General features: G+C 73.0%; 12 protein-coding genes and 2 pseudogenes. 4 read left to right on the top strand and 10 right to left on the bottom strand.

The genetic code is table 11. The features are described from left to right. Window positions 1-70: 70 nt before the first annotated feature. Window positions 71-703 carry an isochorismatase family protein gene (locus GA0115234_RS38075; protein WP_093550922.1) on the top strand — a complete coding sequence of 211 codons (633 nt, stop codon included), beginning with the start codon at window positions 71-73 and terminating at the stop codon, window positions 701-703. A 40-nt stretch (window positions 704-743) separates the two neighbouring features. On the opposite strand, the gene GA0115234_RS38080 is transcribed toward GA0115234_RS38075, so the two are convergent. The 9 genes and pseudogenes from GA0115234_RS38080 to GA0115234_RS38120 form a co-directional block, all read right to left on the bottom strand. Then, window positions 744-1775: an SMI1/KNR4 family protein gene (locus tag GA0115234_RS38080; RefSeq protein ID WP_202554613.1), complete on the bottom strand. Its 1032-nt coding sequence runs from the start codon at window positions 1773-1775 to the stop codon at window positions 744-746. Window positions 1776-2073: 298 nt separating this feature from the next. Beyond that, window positions 2074-2625: pseudogene (locus tag GA0115234_RS38085) on the bottom strand (CHAT domain-containing protein); the annotation flags it as partial. 358 nt (window positions 2626-2983) lie between these two features. Beyond that, the gene (locus GA0115234_RS38090) at window positions 2984-4030 is read right to left on the bottom strand and encodes a hypothetical protein (protein WP_093550924.1); all 1047 of its coding nucleotides are present in this window, start codon (window positions 4028-4030) and stop codon (window positions 2984-2986) included. A 979-nt stretch (window positions 4031-5009) separates the two neighbouring features. Then, window positions 5010-6107: a hypothetical protein gene (locus GA0115234_RS38095; protein ID WP_093550926.1), complete on the bottom strand. Its 1098-nt coding sequence runs from the start codon at window positions 6105-6107 to the stop codon at window positions 5010-5012. Between the two features lie 58 nt (window positions 6108-6165). Further along, window positions 6166-6843: an RES family NAD+ phosphorylase gene (locus tag GA0115234_RS38100; protein WP_093550928.1), complete on the bottom strand. Its 678-nt coding sequence runs from the start codon at window positions 6841-6843 to the stop codon at window positions 6166-6168. Beyond that, entirely contained in the window at window positions 6843-7514 is a 672-nt protein-coding gene (locus tag GA0115234_RS38105) for a hypothetical protein (RefSeq protein WP_093550930.1), read from the bottom strand. The genes GA0115234_RS38100 and GA0115234_RS38105 overlap by 1 nt, the downstream gene beginning before the upstream one ends. Continuing rightward, window positions 7498-10935 carry a CHAT domain-containing protein gene (locus GA0115234_RS38110; protein WP_093550931.1) on the bottom strand — a complete coding sequence of 1146 codons (3438 nt, stop codon included), beginning with the start codon at window positions 10933-10935 and terminating at the stop codon, window positions 7498-7500. Before GA0115234_RS38110 ends, GA0115234_RS38105 begins: the two co-directional genes overlap by 17 nt. 49 nt (window positions 10936-10984) lie before the next feature. After that, entirely contained in the window at window positions 10985-11563 is a 579-nt protein-coding gene (locus GA0115234_RS38115; RefSeq protein WP_256088913.1) for a hypothetical protein, read from the bottom strand. Window positions 11564-11586: 23 nt separating this feature from the next. Next, complete coding sequence (locus tag GA0115234_RS38120; protein WP_093550933.1) at window positions 11587-12099, bottom strand: MerR family transcriptional regulator; 513 nt, start codon at window positions 12097-12099, stop codon at window positions 11587-11589. Between the two features lie 153 nt (window positions 12100-12252). Here GA0115234_RS38120 and GA0115234_RS41660 point away from each other — a divergent pair. Continuing rightward, window positions 12253-12389, top strand: a pseudogene (locus GA0115234_RS41660) (SAM-dependent methyltransferase); the annotation flags it as partial. Window positions 12390-12545: 156 nt separating this feature from the next. Here the strand turns inward: GA0115234_RS41660 and GA0115234_RS38125 are convergent. Next, entirely contained in the window at window positions 12546-14789 is a 2244-nt protein-coding gene (locus GA0115234_RS38125) for a serine/threonine-protein kinase (RefSeq protein ID WP_093550935.1), read from the bottom strand. Between the two features lie 245 nt (window positions 14790-15034). On the opposite strand from GA0115234_RS38125, the gene GA0115234_RS38130 reads away from it, so the two are divergent. Both GA0115234_RS38130 and GA0115234_RS38135 read left to right on the top strand, forming a co-directional pair. After that, window positions 15035-15454 (top strand): effector-associated constant component EACC1, encoded by a 420-nt coding sequence (locus GA0115234_RS38130; protein ID WP_093550937.1) that lies wholly within the window; start codon window positions 15035-15037, stop codon window positions 15452-15454. Next, a complete protein-coding gene (locus GA0115234_RS38135) occupies window positions 15451-19335 on the top strand; it encodes a caspase, EACC1-associated type (RefSeq protein WP_093550940.1) in 3885 nt (1294 codons plus the stop codon). The genes GA0115234_RS38130 and GA0115234_RS38135 overlap by 4 nt, the downstream gene beginning before the upstream one ends. The last annotated feature ends 251 nt before the right edge of the window (window positions 19336-19586 follow it).

Raw genomic sequence — 19586 nt, forward strand, 5'->3', positions numbered from 1 at the left:
GGGGCCGCACCGGCCTCCCCTGCCCGGCTTCCCCCTCCCCTTTTCCCGCTTTGAACGGATTCCCAGCACCATGGCTCTGCCCGTCATCACCCCGTACCCCATGCCGACCGCCGACGAGCTGCCCGCCAACCGGGTCGAGTGGACCGTCGACCCCGCGCGCGCGGTGCTCCTCGTCCACGATCTGCAGAACTACTTCCTTTCGGCCTACGACCGCCACACCTCACCGATTCCCGAACTCCTGTCGCATGCGGCGGAGTTGAAGAAGGAGGCGCGGCGTCTCGGCATTCCGGTGCTCTACACCGCGCAGCCCGGCGGCCAGAGTGCGGTCGAGCGCGGGCTCCAGCAGGACTTCTGGGGTCCGGGCCTGCCCGCCGAGCCCGAGGCCGCCGCCATCGCGGAGGCCGTCGCCCCCGAGGAGGGCGACACGATGCTCACCAAGTGGAAGTACAGCGGCTTCGTACGCACCGACCTCCTGGAGCGGATGCGCGAGCAGGGCCGCGACCAGATCGTCATCACCGGTGTCTACGCCCACATCGGCGTCCTCATGACCGCGTGCGACGCCTGGATGCAGGACATCCAGGCGTTCGTGGTCGCCGACGCGGTGGCCGACTTCTCCGCCGAGGACCACGCGATGGCACTGCGCTGGGCGGCCGGCAAGTGCGCCGTCGTCACCACCGCCCGGTCGGTCCTCGCAGGCGTCTGACCGCCACGGGGTGGGACACATCGCCGCCCGACGCGCGCGGCTACCGGTCGTCGGCCACGGCGGCGAGTCCGTCGAGCAGGGCGGTGACGGCGGCGTCCGTCATCCGGTAGCCGTCGGTGTTCCCGGCGATGTGCCCCGAGGCGACACGGGAGTTCCACCAGTCCTCGACGAAGCCGGGGGCGTATCCGCCGGTGCTGAAGTCGTAGGGATCGGCCACGAGACCGAAGACGATCATGAGTTCGTAGTCCGGCAGCGCGTAGGAACGCTCCTGCTCCGCAGGCGCTTTCAGGTACCGGCCGAAGGAGTCGACCTGGTTGAAGCTGGTGAACAGCCAGAACAGGTAGTCGTACATCAGCGTGGAGCGCTCATCGGCGTGCAGGGCGAAGAACCCCTTGTCGTGCACGATGGCCTCCGCGAGCACCCGCAGGCGCCGGTCCGCGTCGGGCAGGACGTCGGCGACCTCGCGGAAGGCACGGGACAGCACCGGGGAGAAGCTGCCGTCGCGGACGGTGGCCAGGGCGTCGATCCGGTCCTCCTCCGAGGTGTCGAAGACGGACTCGTCGACCAGCCCCGTGACGAAGGCCTCGAAGTTCTCGGCGACCGGGGTGATGGCGAAGTCGCCCTCCTGGTCGACGTGGACCACGGTCGGCTCACCATGCTTGCCGCAGGCACGGTAGTCGAGGGCGAGCATGTCGTGTCCGGCCGAGGGTGTGTCGGCGAAGTAGACACCGATGTCGGGGTACTCCCACATGTCGATCCAGAACCGGCTGCCGAACTCACCGCAGAGCGACTGCGGCCGTGTCCGCCCCACGCCCCTGATGCCGGTGATCGCGATGTGGTCGTCGGCCCAGGAGGTCGGCTCGTCCACGGGGAAGTGGTCCCGGTCCGGAGTGCCGCCGTTGTGGGCGGTCATCAGCGCGAGGTACGAGTCGGGCAGCCGGTATCCGCCGAGCTCCTCCTCCACCGACGCGATCAGCTCCGGCGTGGGTGGGGCCTCCTCCACGTACTCCCCCAGCGCGTAGGCCGAATCGTCCCAGAACCCGGCCATGTCGAAGCCTTTGAAATGTCCCACTGCGCCCTCCCAGGCCCGCTCGCCCGGCGATCGTACGTCCCGGCCCCGGACGCGAGCACGGCCGCCCCGGCTTCGGGGCAACCGGGCACGGTGTCCTCGCCGTGCTCCTCCCATCCGAGGCGCTACCCGCCCCTCGCCGTGGGATTGCCCTGATGGGTGAAGGCCGCCCAGTGGTGCAACCGGTGCAGATCGGGCCGGGCTGCCTCGGCGCGGAGGGGGCCGTCGAGGGTGGCGGGGGAATGCGGTGCGGGTCGGGCATCCAGAGCTGGGCGGCGCGCAGGGCATCGGGCGGTGTCAGGCCCCGGGCGGTGAGGTGGTGGTGGAAGACCGCCGTCATCACCGAGGTGGGCCCGTCGCGCACCGCCCAGCGTGAGCCCACGACATCGGCGGCCCCGCCCGTGACCAGTGCGGTGGCGAGGGTCAGTGCCTCGTCGTGGTGGCCCGCGCTCAGGTCCGTCTCGCAGGCGCTGAGGACGACCAGGGGGCCTGCGGTGCCGGGCCCCCGGTCGGCGGAGGCGTCGAGGATGTCGACGACGGTGAGCCTGCCCGCCTCGGCTCCGGCCCCGGGCGGGACGGCGAGCCGCAGTTCCGAGTCGGTGGGCCGGGGCACGGCGACGGCATGACAGGACAGGTGGACCGGGGAGGCCGGGGTCGTGCCTCCGGGCAGCACGGCGAGCAGGTCCTCCGGTGTGCCCCCGGCATCCCGCTCCTCGTCCGCCGTGAAGAACTCGCCGTAGCGCAGCGCTCCGGCATAGCAGGCGGAGCGCAGTGCCGCCGTCTCCAGCTCGGCCCATGGCAAGGTGAGTTCCGGCTCGGCGACGAGCACCTGCGGTCCGCCGGCGAGGGGCATCCGCCGCCGGGCGGCGCCGCCAGGAACTGGGCACCGGGGGGCGTAACTGACGTGGTGCGCGGCGAGGGGCCCGGGGAACTGCTGGACGAAGCCATCATCGAGTTGACCCGCGCCCGCGTGCTGATCACCGAGGGGCGTGGCCGGGCACACCGCGTGGACGTCCTGACGAAGCCGGCCGAGGCCCACCTCATGCGCGCCGCGCGCGGTGGCCCGCGCCGCGCCGCCGACCAGCGGGACTGCATCGACGTCTTCCGCGAGGCGCTGGGCGAACTGGCCGCCGACGTCCTGCTCCGGTCCGGCGCCGACCACGGCCTGACGGCGGCGCTCGACGGGGCCATGCTGGCGCGGCGCCTCGCGTTCATCGCCTTCCGCATCGACCGGCCGGTGGACGCGGTGGCCGACCTGGGGCGGGGCCGCGCCCTGCGAACAGCATCCGCAGTCCGAGAGCGCCTCGTCGGTCGTACTCCTGGTCGTGGTAGAGCTGTGGATCGTCGAGGTCACGGCGGAGCTCGGAGATCGCGCGGGACAGGATCTCCGGTGCGGCCGCCTCGGGCCGCGCGGGTCCGGCGGCGCCCCCGGGCATCCGCCCGTCCTGTCGGGGCGGCCGCAAGAGGGCGTCCAGCTCGGCGATCCGTTCCTCCAGCGCCCCGCGCCGGTCGCCGTCCGGCGGCAGGGCCGCGTACCGGCCGAGCAGTTCCTCGCCCAGGCGGGGCAGTTCCCCGTGGTTCCCGGTGCGCTGGGCATGGCTCAGCCCGGCACCGGCGGCGGAGAGCGCGAGGTCGAGGACGAACGGCGCGTCGGGCGGCACCGAGCCGTCAAGCTCCAGGGCGGCACGCAGTTCACGCAGGGTGGTCAGGGCGACCTCGGCGTCGTGGAAGCTGCCTCCGTACACGGCGGCCTGCTCCAGGAGGTCGACCAGCTCCGCCTGCAGGACCACGCCCCACCAGGAGCCGTCGGGGCTCGCGTCGATCGCCTCCCTGAGCAGCGCGGCGGCGTCGTCCAGATAGCCGGGGTCACCGGTGCGGTAGGCGAGGAGCCGGTCCCGCTGGGCTGCCGACTGCCGTTCGCGGATGCCGGTGTGCGCGACGAAGTCCCGTACGTGGCGGTCGAGGTACGGGAGGACGCCCGGATCCACCGCCGTACCGATCGGCCAGTCGGCCAGGCGGTCCGCGCTGTCGCCGTCCGGCTCGGGCGTGGGTCGCTCCACCTCGGAGAAATCGGCCGGCTCGCCGGTCAGGGTCTCCCATTCGAGCAGCAGGTAGGCGTGGAGCCTGGCCACCCGGGCTCGCTGCGGCGTGTCCGGCGGCACGGCGCGCAGACGCGTCAACGCCGGGTCGGCGGCCCGGCGTACCAGCCGCGCGGCTTCCGGGTCGAGAATCGAATCGGCGCAGGGTGGCATCGGCATCGAGAGCGGGCACGACCGTGCGCCAGGGGGTGCTGTCCGTGTCGCGGAGGACCGGGATTCCGGCTTCGGTGAAGGTCACCCGGGTCAGGTGGAGTCCATCGGGGGCGCACTCCACGAACGACAGTTCCGCGCTGCCGTGCCGGAGCGCGTCGAGCGGTGCTCCGTGTCCGGCCCGCGCGGGGAGGTCGCCGGGGAGACCGGTTCCGGACCGCTCCGCCTCGTCCCCCTGCGGTGGGCCGCCCCTGATGACGGCGGCGAGGCGCGGGTGGTCGTCCGGGCCGGGTGCGGCGAGTGTCAGCGCGCGCAGGTCCCAGGCGTGTTCCGCCGCCTGGAGGGCGGTCTCGGCGGCTGCCAGCTCCGACGCCGTCAGTTCACCGAGCACCGGGTCGTCGTGGAGGCGCCGGCCGCAGACCGCGCAGCTGTCGAGCCGGTCCTCCGGAGTCGCACACACCGGACAGACACCATGCACACCACAGCCCCCCGTAGTCCGTCCGTACCCCGGCTCGCCGTGGCGGTCCGGGCGCTGCCGAGGCCACGCGCCGGTGGCCGCGGTGATCACCCAACCCCCTTGAAAGGGAAGGATGATGATTTCACGTCAGATTTGCGTGCGGGCGACTTCCGTGAACCGCGGGCAGAACTCGCCGGAGACTCCATCAGCCACCCACGAACGGAACAATCCCCTCCGCTCTTCGTCGGCGGCACACCGTACGCACCCTCCCACCGGCCGCGCCGCTCGTACAGCCACGCGTTGCCCGCACGGCACCCCTGGATGCCGGTGCGAACGACCGGACGCCGTGCCATCAACCCGCTCACCACCCCATCGCTCACCGACCGGTGCCGTTGGGGAAAGCCACGACCGTGCGCGTCCCGACGGCGAATCCGGCGACACGAATGCGCCACGCCGCTCTCGCCGCGTCATCTGCCGGGCGGAGGGGCTCAGCTCCATTCCAGCGGGTCGGCCGGTCGCGGACCGGGCACGTTACGGGCGGATCCCGGACGCGATCCGCGCCACCAGGGCCGCCGCCTCCGGCGTGCGCACCACGAAGTGGACGTCCCAGTCCGCACCGCGCGCCAACTCCGCCTCGACGGCGGCCCACACGGCGCCCAGGCTGACGTGGTACGGCAGCCCGCCGCGTCCCGAGCCGAGCAGGGGGAAGCACACCGACCGCAGCGGCGGGGCCGTCCGCCCGGACTCCTCGGCCAGCACCGCGAAGGTCCGCGACACCGCCGCCGTGACATGGGTGGGCAGCACGTCGTAGTCGTTGGTGCCGGCCCGGGGCACCGCGATCGCGGCGTGGTAGATCCGCCGGACGCCCTGCGCGGTCAGGGCCCCCGAACCCGTGGCGACCACCGTGCCGGGCAGTACGGCGCGTCCCGACGTGTCGTGCTCGGCGGCCCACTCGCGCAGTCCGTCGTGGACCGGGTCCTCGATCACATCGCCGGTCACCCCCCACACGGTCGCCGCCCGCCGCAGTGACGCGGCGACGGAGGACTTGTACGCCTCGGGCAGCGCGAGATGGACGTTGATCGGCGAGACGACCACGTCCACGTCCCGCAGCAGGTCCACGGGGTGCATGTGCACGGTGAGCACCACCTGGCGGTCCCCGATGAGCACCCGCACCGTCCGGTGCGTGACGCCACCCCGCTCCCTTTCGCCGCCCGGGGGCGCCCCCTCCCCCGCTTCCCGCTCCGCAGGTGCCGCCGCCAGGCGTACGACGTGCTCGGCGACCTGCCCCAGGACCATCACCTCGTGGTCCTTGCGGAAGCGCTCGACGCTCACGCCGTACACCGAGGCCGCCCTGGCCCGGCGCGAGGACGCCGGCCAGTCGCGGGTGCCCTGCGCGAAACCCAGGGTGTACTCGGCGGCGGTACGGAGCGTGCCCTCGTCCAGGAGCGACACGGCGCGCCGCAGCAGCGACTCGACGGCCGCACCCGGCGTGCGGGCACCCGTCACGGCCACGGCCGCCGCCGACTCCAGGTGCGGCAGCGGGCGACCGCGCAGCCGGACGAGGCCGATGCGCCGGACTTCCCTGATCTCTTCCAGAGTTGACGCAAGGTCAGGTTGAGGCGATGCCATGCGATCACCATGGCACCGCGTCCCTCTGCGGACAAGCCGGTCCGGGTTCTCGCGGGTGTCACTCCCGTCGCGGCCGTGAGATCTCCGCGCGCAGGGGTTCGAGGTACTGGTTCGCCCGGTCGATGCCCGCGTCGGAGTCGAGCCGCGGGATCCCCGAGGCGGGCACCACGTCCAGCGGCTTGCCGTCACAGTGTGCGAACCGGTCGTGGAACAGCACCAGAGCGCGCTGCGGCCGGTTGTGCCGGGACTGCCAGATCAGCCCCATGGCCTCGGGCGCCTGCGCCCGGATCTCGCTCGCCCAGCGCCGGGCGGACACATAGTTCCGCTCGTCCTCCAGGAGCGTGGACTCCTGGCAGACGGCGGCGAGGTCCTTCGCCTCGATCAGGGAGACCAGGGTCAGCTCGCACCGGGTGCGCAGCACGCTCAGCGACCGGTGCAGGACGGTGGCGTACGGGATGCGCCGCCGCCCGGCCGGCAGTTCGAAGGGGCGGGAGCGCAGCACGCTCTCCGCGAGGGCCGTGGTCGCGGTGTCCCCGAGGTACAGACAGTGGTACGGGTCGAGCGGCGTGCCGTCGAAGCGGCTGCCGTTCTTGAACTCGAAGGGATCCGCCAGCTTCGGGTTGAACTCGTCAGGCGCGTAGCGGGTGTTGTGCACCCGCCACAGCTCGGTCCCGGCCGGGAGCACATGCGGGACGGGCCGCAGTTCCAGCGAGGTCATGGGAAAGATGCCGGTCATCAGTCCCCCTCCACCAGCGCGGCGGCCGCGCCCACCAGCTCCTGGTCCGGCAGCCGGCCCAGGAGTGCCGCGGGTGTCCCGCCCAGCCAGGTGTTGCCGCTGAGCCACCAGGCCGCCGCCCCCCAGGGGTCGATGTCGGCGAGGAGCAGCCGGTTGACCTGCATGACCACCTCGTACGGGCTTCCGCAGCCCTCGGGGAACTGGAACTCCGGGTAGCGCTCGCCGCCCCGTGGGTCCGCCAGCCTGATCAGTTCGGGCGGCGCCGCTCCCCCGCACCGGGCGTGCGCCTCGTCCCTGGAGAGGGCCGGAGCGCGGAGGAGGTCGTCCGAGGTGCCGTCCGATGTGTCCGGTGGCGGCACGGGCGCCATCAGCGCCATCAGTTCCCGCGCGCCCAGGACCACGGAGGGTTCGGGTGGCGCGGCGACCAGGCGTACGGCGTCCAGGGCGGCTCGTACGGGATGGTCGAACGGCAGCGCCAGCAGGGCGAGACGGATGCCCTGGCACGCCTTGCGGACGGCCATGCCGTCGTCGGGTACCACCGCGGCGAGCGCTTCCAGCCGGGTGAGCAGCAGTGCGTACTGTTCGTCGTCGAGCGCCGCGCGGACGGCGGTGCGGTGTTCCCCGATCAGTGCGAGCAGTCGGCCCGCCGGGCCCTCACCACTCGTGTTCATCCGGTCCCCCTCCTTCGTGTGTCTTCCTCGTCCCTGACGGGCCGGGGTGCCCCTGGTGGATGAACGCCGCCCACAGGGGGACGCGGTCCAGGTCGGTTCTTTCCGCCAGCCGCAGCAGCACACCGCTGAGCGAGCCCGGGTTCTCGCGGCCGGGATCGAGCATCCACAGCTGGGCGGTCCTGAGCGCGTCGACGGGGCTGAGCCCTTCGGCGTTCAGATAGTGGTGGAAGACCGCCATCAGCAGAGCCGCGGTGCCGTCGTCGGCCGCCCACCGGGATCCGACGACGTCCCGTGCGCCGCCCGAGACGAACGCCGTGGTGAGCGTCAGCGCCTCGTCGTGATCGCGGGTGCTCAGATCGGTCCGGCAGGCACTGAGGACGACCAACGGACCTTCCGTGGTTGCCTGTTGGTGTACCGGCTGGTCGAGCAGCCGGGTCACGGTGAGGTCGCCCGGATCCGCGCCCTCCGCTTCGGCGGGCGGGTCTCCCTCGGGCTCGGCGGCGAGGTGCAGGGCGGAGACCGTGGGCCGGACGCCCGCCGATCCGTGTGAGGCGACGTGCAGCAGGGAGGCCCCGTCGGCGAGGAACCCGAGGACCTCGTCCGGGGTGCCGGGAAGCAGTTCGTCCTCGGGCACCTCGAACATCCCCCCGCACAGCCGGGCCGCCGGGTAGAAGGCGTTCCGCAGGGCCAGGACTTCGACCTCGGCATAGGTCAGGCCCAGGGTGGGATCGGCGAGGAGCACGGGGGCGGCCGCCGGGTCCCGTGGCGCGCGCCGCACCGTACGCAGGAACTGGCTGCCGGACGCCGCGTAGCTGAACACCGTGGTCCGGCACAGATAGGCGGGCGAGGTCCCACCGGGCCCGCGCGCGGCGTGCCAGGGGACGATGCCGAGGCGGCCGCAGGGCACCAGAACGACGCGGAGCGGCTCCTTCGCCCGGTCGCCGCCGGGCCGCAGCGCCTCCTCCAGGGCGGTGACGACGGGGCCGAGCACGTCGTGGGCCCAGTCGCACAGCGCCCCCAGGGATTCCTCCCAGCCCTGGGCGGCGACCGCGTCGTCGGGGGCTGCGGCGTCGCGCAGGGCGGTGGCATCGAGGTAGCGCTCCATCGGGCCGTTCTCGGCGCCCGACAGGAGCGGCAGGACCTTCAGGGCGACGCCGCGCTCGGGCGCCACGATGATCGCCACTCCGGCTTCCGCGTCCTGTCCGGGGACGAGGTAGACCAGCGCGTCGGCACCGCTCGCCGCGACCCCGTCCGCGAGGTCGGCCGGCGTGGGGGTGCCGAGCAGCCCGCCCCGCTCGCGGTAGCCGAGGACTTCGAGGGCGCGGCGGCGCAGGGTGCTCGGCAGTTCGCTGGGTACCCGCTGCTCCCGGCTGTTGCCCGGTGCTCCGTCCGCCCCGGGCGCGACGGCCTCCCGCCAGGCGTCGGCGAGTTCGTGGTGCCCGTCCGCGTCGAGGAGTTCGGGGACGGCGGAGGAGGTGGACGCGGCGTGCAGCACCAGGGCCCGCCCCAGTTCGAGCACGGCCACCGCCTCGTGCAGCCGCCCCTGGGAGGCCGCCCACAGCGCTGCCTGGACCCCCCGGTTCGCCCCGGCGCGGGCGGTGAGGAGTCCGTGTTCCGCACCGGCCTGGAGGAGTACGTCGGCGGCGAGCGCGGTCAGTGCCTCCTCGGCCGCGCCCAGCGCCCTGATGTCCTGGACGTCCTGGTCGCGGACGCCGCGTTCGCGGTACGCCTCGGCCAGTCGCCACAGCGCCTCGGCGGCGATCCGGGGCGCCTTGCCCTCCCGTACGGCGTCCCGGACGCGCTCCAGTTCACCGATGAGCGTGTCGAGGACGGCCGGGTCGCGGGTGAGTGCGTACTGCAGTCCGACGGAGAGAGCGGCGGCGTAGACCTCGTCCGTGGAGGCGTCCGGCGGCGGTGGGACGTGGGCGACGCCGGGCGCCGTCCCGCCCGCGAGGGCGGCGCGCAGCAGAGCGAAGTCCGGGCCGGTGGGCAGAGGCATCGCCTCCGAGGACGGGAGGCCGCTCGCGCGGGCACCGGTCATCCCCCTCTCCAGGAAGGGGGTGCCGCGCCGGATCAGCTCCAGATCACCGATGACAGCGCCGCGCTGGGTCAGGGCCGCTCCCAACGTCATGTCGACGACACAACGGAGCGGGTGGCTCTCGGGAACGGTCCGGGCCAGCTCCTCCACATCGGTCACCAGGCCGCGGAGCGCTTCTCCGTCCTCCGCGTCGCCCGCGTCGAGCACCTTGGCGTAGAGCGCCTGCGCCCGTCCGAGGACGGCCGGGTCCCGGAACCCGGGAGGCAGCGGGCCGTCGTAGTTCTCGAAGTAGTCGGTGATGGAGTCCAGGTGGGCGCGGCCCGCGGACTGGTCCTGGATCGTGCCTCCGGCTCCGGCGCTGACGTTGAGCAGCAGCGCCTTCAGGGCCTCGATGCCGGGCGTCGGGTCGGGGCCGGGCGGCGGCTTGTCCTCCACGGAACGCAGCTTCCGGAGCATGTCGTTGAACGCCTGGGGATCGCCGTTCCTGAGCGCGTCGTCGAACCCGTGGGTGGTGGCGTGCACGGCGTCCAGGGCTGCGGCGATGCGCCGGATGTCACCGAGGGCGAGCGGGGGCTCGGGCGGCGGGTCAGGGGTGGGAGCGGCGGCAGGCGGGGCTTCCCCTTCCTCGACGTGCGCGGCGACGGTATCCCGTTCGCCTCGGGCGCCGTCGACCTCGGCCCTCTCGGGCCCCTCGGCTCCCGGCCCCCCGTCGCCGCCGAACATCCCCCCCACCGTCTGCCGCAGCACGTCCGCGAAGGGGTCACCGGCGGGCATCACGTTCGCGAGGATCTCGGTGAAATCCGCTCCCGTACTGGCCGAGAACAGCTCCCGCATCCGCCGGTACTCCCCGAGGAACTCGGGCGGCAGCGGCAGTTCCGCGATGTCGTCGGTCAGCTCGTGGATCTCCGTCGCGAAGGTCATCACCCCGTCCGGCCCGGACCGCGTGAGCCAGTCGACGAACGCGGCGAGGTCCGGCACGCCCCCCGGTGCGCCCGGCTGCGAGCGCATCGGTGTCAGGAGCGTCAGCAGGAACAGTGCCGCCCAGCGCCGCTCCTCCGCACCGACCGTGGCACCGAGCGCCGTGCGGCGGTCCCGCGCGTCCCGCAGGAGCCGTTCCGCCCGCTCCCGGTCCGCACCGCCCCCGGCCCCGGCGGACAGCCGCAGGGCGAGCGCACCGCCGAGCCATACGCTCACCGCGCCGCGCAGCACCGGATCGTGGTCCAACAGGCGGGACAGCTGGTCGAGTTCATCGACCGACCTGTGGTACGCCCCTGGCGGTACCGCTCGTGCTCCCATGGCCGGGATCAGCCCTCTGACCCGCTCCGCCGCCTCCGCCGACCAGGTGCGCAGCCCCTGGACACCGCCGCTCTCCTGGTCGCTCATCGGCACTTCCTCTCCCCTGGAGCCCGGACCGCCCTCGGCAACGACACCACTATGCCGATCCGTCGGACGTGGGACGACGGGTTCCCGGGCTTCGCCCACGGAACACCCGGGGCACGCCCAGTTCGGCCCGCATCTCCCGCCGCATCTCCCGCAGGCGGCGCCAGAGCACGTCGATGCGCTCCTGCACGGCGGCCGTGGAGTCCCCCTCGCGCGGCATTCCGCCGTCGAGGCGCCGCACCATGCCGTAGACCGTGCCCAGTTCGCGGCTGAGGTCGCCCGCGAGGTCGAGGACCCGGTCAGGTACCCGCAGTTGGGCCTCCGCGTACACGTCGCGGTGCTGGTCGCGCGCCTCGGCCAGCCGCTGCCGTACGCGCGCCGTGTCGTCGCGGCCCAGGGCGTGCACCTGGTCGGTGAGTGCGGCCAGATACTGCCGTGCCGCGGTGTTGAGGGCGACGTAGCACGCCCGCAGTTCCTTGGCCTCGCTACGCCGTTCCCGCGCCAGCTCGGCGCGCTCCCGCTCGTGCTGTCGGCTGCGGTCGGCGGCGCGTTGGGTCAGCAGCGCGGACAGCAGCGTCCCGACGACCCCCACGACGGCGGCCGACAGGGCGGTCGCACTCCCGACGTCCACGCGTCCCCCACTCCGGTGCCCGATCACGCCACGACGGTCCGGTCACGTCCTGGGTCCAGCGAAGCAGGGGCCCGCGGGGCTTGGGAACAGCGCGCCCGGAAGTCGCCCCGGGTACGGCCTGCCGACGACCAGCCCGCCCGACACGCGGGCGCGGGAGGAGAACTCCCGCCCCGCGCCCGGCGGGGCGGGCCGGTGCGGTACACGTCGATCTTGTGGTCGATGAGGGACAGGTTCTCCCGCAACTCGGCGATCCCGGCGGTCGCTTCGGCACGGTGTGCCTCCATGAGGGCCAGCCGCTCCTCCTCGTCGCGGTACCCGTCGGCGACGAGCGGGGCGTACTGCAGGATCGCCTTGATGGGCATGCCCGTCGCCCGCAATTCGGTGCAGAGCGTGATCCATTCCAGGTCACGGCGGTGATAGCGCCGCCGACCACCGGCCGTGCGCTCAATGCCGGTGATGACCAGGCCGACGCGCTCGTAGTAGCGCAGCGTGTGGACACTGACGCCGGTCCGGCGTGCGGCCTCGGCGATGGCCATACCCGGGTCGGACTCGCCCTGCGGGCGAACGGAGGGAGATCGAGTCCGCGACGTGAAATCGTAGCGTCGAGGACATGAGCCCTTCGACGCGGCCAAGCGCCGTACCCGGCAGGCCCGGCCCGCGGATACGGGGAGGGGCAGCGGCCCGACAGTGACCTCGCCCCCGACACGCTGCCCCACTGGGAGCTGCGGGCCACGTCGTCGCTGGTCACGGGATCGAGGACGCGTTCATCAACTCCTGCGGGGACGGGTCCTTCCAGTACCTCCTCATCGCGGCCGACCGCGTCTGACCTCCAGCTGACCGGTGGTGGGGGCCCGTCCCGACGGAACGGGCCCCCACCGTCGCCCTGCGGCGCGCGGGACACGGCCTCGCCGTGCGGATGACCGAGTGCGCCGCCGAAGTGTCCGCACGGCGAGGAACGCGACCGGTGCCGGTTCCGCCGGAGTCATCCCGACTTCGGCGGATTCTGCGCGTCGAAGGCGAAGACGGTGTTCTTGGCCGCGGCCACGATCACCGCGCCCCCCGCGACGGTCACCCGCGGGCTCGCGCCCTGCTCGCCCGTCAGACCATCGGCCTGCGGATCCGTCGTCCACAGCGGTGTGCCGTCGTGCGGCGACAGCGCGACCACCCGGCCGGTGGCCGAGCTGAAATACAGTGCGCCGGTACCCGCCACGGGGCCCGACGCACCCTCCACACCCGTCTGCCGGGTCCACCTCGTCCGGCCGGTCGCGGGGTCGAGCGCCGTGACGAGACCGGTCTGGCTGCTCACGAAGAGGGTGCCGTCCGCCATGCCGGGCGTCCCCGCGTACACCTCGGCCAACCGGGAGTACGTGACCTTCCGCGAGGCCGGATCGACCCGCGCCACCCCGTCGTAGCCGGCCAGCGACGGCCCCTCCATGTGCACCTGAAGAAGTACGAGCCTGCCGTCGGCGACGCCCATCGGCACGGCGGGGCCGTCGACCGCGATGGGCCTGCCCAAGGTCCCCGAGGCCCGGTCGACCGTGTACAGGGTGGAGTGGCGCACCTCCGAGGCATCCACCTCCGCGTTCGTCGCGCACATCGCCAGAAGCTGCGCGCCCATCGCTACGGGAGCGCACTGTGTACCCGCCGGGAACGGGGTCTCCCAGGCGACCGTACCGCTGTGCGCGTCCCGGGCCTCGAAGCGGGAGTTGGAACCGTCGACCGTCACCACGGCGGAGCCGACCACAGCAGCGTCCTGCGTCCGGCCCGTGACGGCCCTCGACTGGGCGCCGGACGCGACGGACCACAGCTCCCGGCCACTGCTCGCGTCGATGGCCACCACCTCACTGGGAGGGCCCTGCGGGGCGTCCTGGTCGGCGAAGCGGTAACCGAGCACCGTGTCGTCGGTGGCGCCCACCAGGTGCGTGCCCTGGACGGGGACGCCCGGACTCTTCACCGTCCACACCCGCGAGCCGTCCGAGGGCTTGATCCGGGCCGCGACAACACCGCCGCCCCCGCAGAACAGCGCGTCGCCGCGCGCGACGCAGCGCAACTCGTCGGGGATGTCCTCCTGGCCACCCGGCACGGTCCTGTGCCACGGCCGGAAGCCGTCCGGAAGCGCGGCACCCGGCGTCGCGACGCTGCTGCCCCTGTCGCCGCCGCTGTTCCCCCCGAAGACGCCCGCCTGCAGCGCGGCGGCTCCCCCGCCGATCGCTGCCACCGCGACCGCGGCCGCGAGCACGGGCCGCCATCGGCGCCGCAGACGGCGGCCGATGGAGGTGTCGGTGCTCCCCGTACCGGGACCGGCCGGGGCGGTGGTCGGAGCGGTCGGCGCCGGGGTGACCGGCGTCGCGAGGTGATGCTGGGTGATCATGTCGCGGGTGCGGCCCGTGCCGGCCCCGTTCGCGGCGGTCCCGCCGAGGTCGGCCGGCAGGTCACGCAGCAGCACGAGGAGTTCGTCCGCCGAGGGACGCCCCTCGGGCTCCTTGGCCAGGCACGGCTCGACGACCGCGCGCAGGGCCACCGGCACGGCATCCAGCGACGGCTCCTCGTGCACCACCTGGTACGCCGTCAGGTACGGGCTGTCCGCGTCGAAGGGTCCGTGGCCCGTCGCCGCGTAGACCAGCAGCGTCCCCAGTGAGAAGACATCGGAGCGCGGCCCCACACCACGCGGCGCCTGCAACTGCTCCGGCGACATGAAGGGCGGTGTACCGATGACCCGCCCTGTCATCGTCAGTGTCTGCTGGTCCGCGGCGCGCGAAATACCGAAGTCGATGACGCGCGGGCCCTCGGGCGAGAGCACGACGTTCGAGGGCTTCAGGTCACGGTGGACGACCCCCACCCGGTGGATGTCGCGCAGCGCCTCCGCCAGCCCGATGGCGAGCCTTCTCAGCTCCGCCCCGTCCAGCGGGCCGTCCTCCGCGATGCGCTGGGCGAGCGTGCGTCCCTCGATATAGGTCGTCGCCATCCACGGCTGCTCGGCCTCGGGGGCGGCGTCGACCACGGCGGCGGTGAACGCACCGCTCACCCGCCTCGCCGCCGCCACCTCCTGCCGGAAACGGATGCGGAACTCGTCGTCCCCCGCGAACTGCTGGTGGATCAGTTTGATGGCGATGGGCCGCCCCGAGCTCGTACGGGCCAGGAAGACCGTGCCCATGCCACCCGAGCCGAGCCGAGCCTCCAGCGGATAGCCGCCGATCTCGGCTGGATCACCTCCGCGCAGCGCCACTCTTCCCGACCTCCCGTCCCCCGTGCATCTCTGCCACCACGGGCCTGCGTATATGTCCTGCACACAAACTAGCCGCAGGGCAGTACAGCAGAACAAAGCGGGTGACGCACAGGACGCCCGGGGCTGCTGGGGCGCGGCCTGTCCAGGCGGCCGGTCCGGCGGCGCTGCGGGCGGCCACGGGACCTTCGGTACGCTTACCCGTCCGTGTGTCCGCCGCACGGGAAAGACCTAGGGGGACGAAGAACGTGAGCACCACCACCGACCCGGCCACCTCCGGCCACCGCGTCGCCATCCTCGACGAGGACCCGTTGCGCGCCCGGCGCGAGGCGCGCGAACTGCTCGCCGCCCTCACCGAGGCCGATGCCCGGGCCGCGCTCGACATCCCGCGCCCCCGGCCCGAGGACGAGAGCCTCAAGGGCGGCCCGGTCACCGAACTGATCGGGCTGGTCTTCAGCGGGGGTTCACTCGTCGCCGCCGGCATCCAGATCTGGCTGGCCCGTGTACCCCAGCGGACCATCGTCATCACCCGGGCGGACGGGGCGACGCTCCGCGTCTCCGGCAAGGAGGCCAGGGCCGACAGCGAGCTGATCGTCCGGTTCCTGGCCGGCGGTGCGGCCGAGGCCCGGGACGAGGAAGGCGACGGGACAGGGCCGGACGCGCGGTGAGCGACAACGACCGGTACGCCATGCTCATCGGCGTATCCACGTACGTCAGCGAGCACTATCACGACCTCCCGCCCGTCCGGGCCGACCTGCACTACATGCAAGCCGTGCTGGAGAGCACCGAGATCGGCATGTACAACGAATGCGCGATCGTCTCCGAGCCGACCCGCTCCGAAATGCTGTACGCCGTCGAGCAGTTCCTGGAGGAACGGCAGCCCAGCGAGACGGCCCTGCTCTACTTCAGCGGGCACGGCCAGTTCTGCGAGGACGACGGGCAGTTGTACTTCCTCACCCGGGACGCCGACCCGGACGACCTGCCCGGCACGGCCGTCCCGGCCGAGTTCCTGGAACGGATGCTCCAGTCCTGCCGGGCCGCGTCCAAACTGGTGCTGCTGGACTGCTGCTCCAGCGGGTCCGTCGTCCAGGGGTGGACCTCCAAGGGCGGTGCGGACCCCGGCGACCGGTCGGCGCCCAGCACGCTCCTGCACCCGACCGGCGTGTACTTCATCACCGCCTCCGACGCCCTCCAGGCCGCGTCCGCGATGGCTCCGGAGGGGTCCTCCCTGGGCACCTCCCGGTTCACCGGTGAGATCGTGGAGGGCCTGCGGAGCGGGCGGATCAAGGAAGGCGGCTGGATCACCCCGGACGACCTCTTCGAGTACCTGACCGCACAGATGGTGATCAAGGGCGTCCCCGAAGAACAGCGGCCGACCAAGTCCACGATCCGGGCCACCCGTTCACTGCCCTTCGCCCGCTCGGTCGCCCGTCCGGTCCGTCTTCCCGACGCACCGCGTGACACGGCCCGCGCCGCCGCCCGGTCCGGCGTCTCCCCCGCCCTGCTGAAGGCCCGGCAGCTGGTAGCCCAGGACGCCGGGGAGGGCATCGACCCGCAGCGACTGCTGCGGTACTACGCGCACTGCCTCGGCGCCCAGGTGGCATCCGGCATGCTGCCCGATCGCGACGGCGGCCGGGGATCGGCGTACTTCCTGCTGGGCAAGGGCCCGGAGGCGATCCAGTCCGGACTCGGGCACTCCTTCCCCGCCCCCGGGCAGTTGCCCAAACCGAGGAGCACGGGCGCACAGGCCGACGGGACCGGGCTCCAGGAATACTGGTACGGATATCCCGCGATCACCCTTCCCGAACGCTCGGACGGCCGTCGGCGGGCGCCGGTGCGGATCGCACCCCTGCTGGTCCAGCCGATGGAACTCACCCCGGACGAGAACGGCCGCGACCTGCTGCGCCCGAGCGGGGTTCCCTCTCTGCACACCGGTGTGGTCACCGAGCTGCTCTCCGACGACGAGGCCGCCGAACTGCTGGCCCACTGGCAGCCGAGCTGGCAGGAGGGCAACGGCACCCAGATGGTCAAGGCGGTACGGGAGCTCCTGGCCGAGCTCGGCGTTCCGGAGCTGGAGCCCTTCGACCTCTCCTCGCTCAGCGAGCGGTCCGTGATGGACTCGCTGCGGCCCGGCGCCCACAACGCCGCCGTGCTGCTGGCACCCTCCGGCCTGGAGCGGGTCGCGACCGAGGGCCTGGTCGACAACCTGCTCCAGATGTCCACGCGTACCGGTCAGATCGCGGGTACCGCGCTGGACGCCCTCCTCACCGGCGACGACGACCGTGGTGACGGGCCGGGTCGTGATGCGGCGGTCGTGACGGTGGTCTCCCCCGGTCCGTGCAACGAGAGCCAGGAGCAGGTGATCTCCTCGGCGATGACCCGCCGGCTCACCGTCGCGACCGGCCCGCCCGGTACCGGCAAGAGCGAGGTGGTGACGGCCGTGGTCGCGACCGCCGTCGCTGCCGGACAGTCCGTACTCGTCGCGTCCACGAACAACGAGGCCGTCGACGTGGTGGCCGAGCGGTGTGACGAGATCTCGCCGGGCCTGCTGGTACGGACCGGAAACGTGGAAGCCCGGGAGCGGGAGGCCGCGAAGTTGGCCGGGCTGCTGGCCGAGCCGACCGCGGCACCGGCCCGGGGTGCCGCGACCGTGGCCGGTGAGCTGCGCAACCACCACGGGCGTACGGCTGCGCTCCGGGCTGAGGCAGCGGAGCGGATCGGCGAGGAGGAGCGCCTGTTGGAGCTGGTCCGTGAGCGGGCCCGACGGGCGGACGGGCTCGCGCTGCCCGTAGGAGTGTTGGAGGGCGTTTGGGCGGCGGAGGAGCCGACCGCGCTCGCCCGCTGGGAGGAACGCGCCCGGAGGGCCGCCGGAGCCAGGTGGCCGGCCTTCGGCGGGTGGCGCCGCGGGCGGGCTCTCGCAGCCCTCGCGAGTTCGTCCGGCGGCGGATCCGGGGCTTCGTGGCCGGCCTGGGCCACGCAGCGCCCTGTCACGCCCGAGCTGCTGCTCGACCTCGTGGAGACCGCGGCGGTGGAACGGGCCCTGCGGGAGCTCGTACCGGCACATCTGGGCTGGGACGAGGACGCGCTGAAGCAGGCCCGGCTGGAGAGCGCCGCCGCGTCCTCCGCGGCATCGGGAGAGCTGGCACATTCCGTGGCCGCCGAGGCCACGGTGCGAGGTCGGTCGCTGATGAACCAGCGGCTCCAGGCACTGCGCCGGCGCTCCGGCTTCCAGAAGAGCCAACGCAATCTGATGGCGCACCTGAAGGCGTGGGCCATCAGTACGCACTCGGTGCGCCAGCTCGAACTCGCCCCGAAGCTCTTCGACCTCGTGGTGATCGACGAGGCGAGCCAGTGCTCGATCCCTTCGGTGCTGCCGTTGCTGTTCCGGGCGAAGCGGGCCCTGATCATCGGCGACCCGATGCAGCTCGGACACATTCCCGGGATCAGCCCGGAGCAGGAGCGGCAGGCCCGGGTACGGGCCGGCCTGACCGCCGCGCAACTGGAGGATCACCGTCTGGCCTACCACGTGCACGCCTCGTACCACGCGGCGGCGCAGCACGGTGAGGCGGCGCTGCTGCTCGACGAGCACTACCGGTGCCACCCCCGGATCGCGGACGTGGTCAACGGCTACTGCTACGCGGGCCAGTTGCAGGTCCTCACCGATGTCCGCAGGCAGGTCCCGCCGGTCGATCCGGCGGGGGCGGCCGATCCGGCTCCGGTGCTCGGCTGGGTGGACGTGCCGTACGGCGAGTCCGCGGCCGGCAGCGGCGGCCGGTCGTGGCGCAACCGGGCCGAGGCGGACCAGGTGCGGCAGACCGTGGACGAACTGCTGGCACGACTGCCCGAGGACGCCACCGTCGGGGTGGTGACGCCGTTCCGCGCGCAGAAGGAGGCGCTGGCCCGGGTGTGGGCCGGTGATGACCGGGTCCGGGTCGGTACGGTGCACGCCTTCCAGGGCGGCCAGCGTGATGTCATCGTCCTGAGCCCGGTGGCAACGGACAACACCCCGCCGAAGACGACGCACTGGGTGTCGAGCCAGGTCAACCTCTGGAACGTCGCGGTCACCCGGGCGAAGTCGCAGCTGATCACGGTGGGAAACCATCGCTTCTGGCAGGGGCAGGCGGGGCTGCCGACGGTACTCGCGGAGCGCTCGACGCTGCTGCGTACGGGGGCCGCCGACGACCGGGACACGATCCCCGCCACCCAGGCACCGTCAGCATTCCGCGAGGAACTGGCCGACCGGCTCCAGGAGTACCTCGGCTCCCGTGGCGTCACCGACCTGGAACGCGCAGCAGTGGTCGGCGGTCACACGGTGGACCTGCTGTTCACGGTGGACGGAGAGAATACTGCGGTGCTGATCGACGCGGGTACGCCGCCCGGACAGGATCCCGCACGCCACCTGCGGCTCAGCCACGCACGCGGTGACCTGTTGATCGGGCTCCCCTCCGGCGGTCGCGGCGCGAAGCCCGCACCGGTGACCCGAACGGTGCGCCTGCCGGCCTGGCGAGTAGAGGCCGGACCGGCTCTGCTGGACCCTCTCTTCACCTGACCGCCCCCGCACGGAACGGGTGCTGCGGGCAGGGTCACGCCCGCAGGCTCCGGACCACGTACGACATGTGCTGGACATTGCCCACGCGCAGCCAGACCGCCGCGTTGCCCGTCCCGGAGGGCCCTTGCCCCTACGCACGGTCCCGCAGCCAGGCTTCTCCCGCGCCGGCTGCCGCCCGGTCGACGGTGTTGCGGTCCTCGCCGCGGTCCGTCTCGACGGCCGGATCCGCGCGGGCCAGGAGATCACGCACG

Origin of the sequence: Streptomyces sp. DvalAA-43 (assembly GCF_900091725.1) — a bacterium.
Lineage (GTDB): Bacteria > Actinomycetota > Actinomycetes > Streptomycetales > Streptomycetaceae > Streptomyces > Streptomyces pulveraceus.